Source organism: Spirillospora sp. NPDC046719, assembly GCF_040645715.1.
GTDB lineage: Bacteria > Actinomycetota > Actinomycetes > Streptosporangiales > Streptosporangiaceae > Spirillospora.
Map to the genome: position 1 here is coordinate 1 of NZ_JBEYYT010000698.1, position 3,368 is coordinate 3,368.

Sequence of the window (3,368 nt, forward strand, 5' to 3'; positions counted from 1 at the left end):
CACCCCCCCCGCCCGCCCGGGCGGCCCCCGTGCGCCCGGGAGGGTCAGGCGGTCGCGGTCACCTTGGCCGCCACGGCGGGCGGGACCTCGGCGTACGAGTCGAACTGCATCGAGTGGACCGCGCGGCCCGAGGTGGCGCCGCGCAGGTGCCCGACGTAGCCGAACATCTCCGCCAGCGGGACGAGGGCGCGGACGACCTCGGCGCCGCCCCGCGACCGGGTGCCCTCGACGCGGCCGCGGCGCGCGTTGAGGTCGCCGATGACCGCGCCCATGTGCTCGGCGGGCGTGGTGACCTCGACGGCCATCACGGGTTCGAGCAGCACGGGCGACGCGCGGCGGACCGCCTCCTTGAAGGCCAGCGAACCGGCGATCGTGAAGGCGAGCTCGGACGAGTCGACCGGGTGGTGGTCGCCGTCGAGCAGGGTGACGCGCACGCCCGTCATCGGGAAGCCGGCGAGCGGGCCGGTCCGCATGGCCTCCTGGCAGCCGTCGTCCACGGACGGCACGAAATGCCGCGGAACGCGCCCGCCGGTCACCCGGTTGACGAACTCGTAATGCCCCTCGATCGGCTCGATGGAGAGCTGGACCTTCGCGAACTGCCCCTTTCCGCCGTTCTGCTTCCTGTGGGTCACCTCGACCTTCGAGGCGGCCCGGCGAACCGTCTCCCGGTAGGCGACGCGCGGCCGGCCGACCGCGGCGTCGACACCGTGCTCGTCCCGCAGGCGGGCGACGAGGACCTCGAGGTGGAGCTCCCCCATCCCGCCGATGACGGTCTGGCCGGTCTCGGCGTCGGCGTGCACCTGGAAGGACGGGTCCTCCTCCGCGAGCCGCTGGACGGCGGCGGCCAGCCGCTCGTGGTCGCCCCGCGCGCGGGGCTCGATGGCGACCTCGATGACCGGTGCGGGGAAGTCCATGGACTCCAGCACGACGGGGTGCGCCGGGTCGCAGAGCGTCTCGCCGGTCGTGGTCCGCTTCAGGCCCATGACCGCGACGATGTCGCCCGCGCCCGCCGACCCGATCTCCTCGCGGCTGTTCGCGTGGACGCGGTAGATCTTGCCGATCCGCTCCCTTCCGCCGGTGACGGCGTTCAGCACCGGCGTGCCGGCCTCCATGCGGCCGGAGTAGATCCGGACGAAGGTGAGCCGGCCGAGGTGCCGGTCGGTCATGATCTTGAAGGCGAGGGCGGACAGCGGTGCGCGGTCGGACGCGGCGTGCGGGCCGCCCGCGACGTCCAGCGGCGAGGGCAGGTACCGCGCGATCGCGTCCAGCAGCGGCTGGACGCCCTTGTTCCGGTACGCGCTGCCGCACAGCACCGGGGTGGCGGCGGACGTGACGGTCAGCCGCCGGATCGCCTCGTGCAGCCGCTCGGCGGCCGGTTCGGCGCCCGCCACGTAGAGCTCCATGATCGTCTCGTCATGCTCGGCGAGCGTCTCGACGAGCCGTGCCCGCGCGCGCCGCGCGTCCGCCGCGAGCTCGGGCGGGACGGGCCGGACGTCCGGTTCGCCGTCGCCGGACCAGACGAGCGCGCGCTCCTCCACCAGGTCGACGACGCCGGTGAAGCCGGACTCGGCGCCGATCGGCAGCTGCAGGACGAGCGGCACCGCGCCCAGCCGGTCGGCGATCATGTCGACGCAGCGGTGCAGGTCGGCGCCCGCGCGGTCGAGCTTGTTGACGAAGCAGACGCGCGGGACGCCGTACCGGTCGGCCTGCCGCCACACGGTCTCCGACTGCGGCTCGACGCCGGCGACGCCGTCGAACACGGCGACGGCGCCGTCGAGGACGCGCAGGCACCGTTCGACCTCGATGGTGAAGTCGACGTGGCCGGGCGTGTCGATCAGGTTGATCGTGTGCCCGCGCCAATGGCAGGTCGTCGCGGCGGACGTGATGGTGATTCCGCGCGCGCGTTCCTGGTCCGTCCAATCCAGCGCGGTATTCCCGTCGTGCACTTCCCCGATGCGGTGCGAGACGCCGGTGAAGTAGAGGATCCGCTCGGCGGTGGTGGTCTTGCCGGCGTCGATGTGCGCCATGATCCCGATGTTGCGAACGGTCGTCAGGTCAAGGAAGGTCGCGGTCATCGGGAATCACTCCTTTTCTGGCTCTCGCCGGTGGGGACGCGGAAATGTTCCGCGGCCCCGCGACGATAACCGCGGGCCCGGAATCGGCGCCAAAGGTTTTCCGGCGTTCTCCGGGCCCGGGAGCGGTCAGCCCGCGGGGTTGAGCAGCCCCGCGGAGACGACGGCGCGGCCGAAGGGGCGGGCCAGGTCGGCGAGGCGTTCGCAGCCGTCCTCGCCGAGGGCGGCGTAGGCGGGCAGCGCGAGTTCGTCGGTGCGGTCCTCGATCCGCTGCCGGAACGCCTTTCCCTCGACCGAGAGCTCGTCGCCGTCGAGGAGGCCGCGGGCGCGCAGCGCCTCCTCCGTCGCGGCCCATTCGTCGGCGGGCCACGAGCGGGTGGCCTTGAGGAACGGCGTCGGAATGGTGCCGGTGGCGGCGTGCAGGACGAGCGCTTCGAGCGGCGCGACGCCCGCGTCCGTCAGGGCGGCCACGTGCCCGTCGCCGCGGAACTCGCGGAGCAGGGTCTGGGCGTGCCAGAGCCGGTCGATCGGCTCGTCCGGCCAGGGCAGGGCGGCGTGCGCGGCGAACAGGGGGCGGCCGTGCAGGTGGTCGCAGGCGGCCTCGGCGGCGCGGGTGGCGAGGCCGAGGATCTCGTCGAGGCCGTCGACGCGGTGGATGCCGGCGCGGCGCAGCGCGGTGCCGGCCGCGTCCAGCCGGGCGGCGAGCACCTGCTCGGGGGTCGCCTTCTCCCAGGCGGCGGGCAGGGCGGCGCGGACCAGCCCGGGGTGGAAGTTGTAGAAGGTCGCGATGACGACCTCGGCGGACGCGCGACCGAAGGCGGCGGACCGGGAGGCGAAGTAGCCGGCGGCGCCGTCCAGGCCCAGCGCGGCGTAGCGCTCGGGTCCCTCCGGCACGAAGTAGATCATGCCGTGCACCGGTTCCAGCCGGCGCCAAGCCTCGCGCGCTGCCCGCATCGTCCGTCCTCCGTACCGACCAGTAGGAATTCGAACGTAATTCTAGTTTCCGGCGCCCGTCAATCCCCCCGCGTCCCCCGGCGCACCCCGCGACCAGGAAGATCGTTGACGAAAGTTCGCACCGTCAGCACCGGCGGTTCACCCTTCCCGCGTCATGATCATCAGGCTGTCACCGCAGAGGAGGGTGGTACCGGTGGTGAGGAAGCGGACGGTGGCCGTCGCGGCGGCCCTGAGCGCGGCCGTCGTCAACACGGCGGTCCTGAGCACGGCGGCCATGGGCACGGCGGGCGCCGCCCCGGCGCCCCCGGCGCCCCCGGCGGCGGACGGCGCCGGATCCGGCGA

The 3,368-nt window shown here is 73.8% G+C and carries 3 protein-coding genes; all 3 read right to left on the reverse strand.

The features are described from left to right. Positions 1-44: 44 nt before the first annotated feature. Positions 45-2,075 (reverse strand): elongation factor G, encoded by a 2,031-nt coding sequence (gene fusA, locus ABZ914_RS48815; RefSeq protein ID WP_500201431.1) that lies wholly within the window; start codon positions 2,073-2,075, stop codon positions 45-47. 126 nt (positions 2,076-2,201) lie between these two features. Then, complete coding sequence (locus ABZ914_RS48820; RefSeq protein ID WP_500201432.1) at positions 2,202-3,026, reverse strand: SCO6745 family protein; 825 nt, start codon at positions 3,024-3,026, stop codon at positions 2,202-2,204. 138 nt (positions 3,027-3,164) lie between these two features. Then, positions 3,165-3,368, reverse strand: a 204-nt coding sequence (locus ABZ914_RS48825) for a hypothetical protein (RefSeq protein WP_500201433.1), incomplete at its 5' end; no start/stop codon positions are given.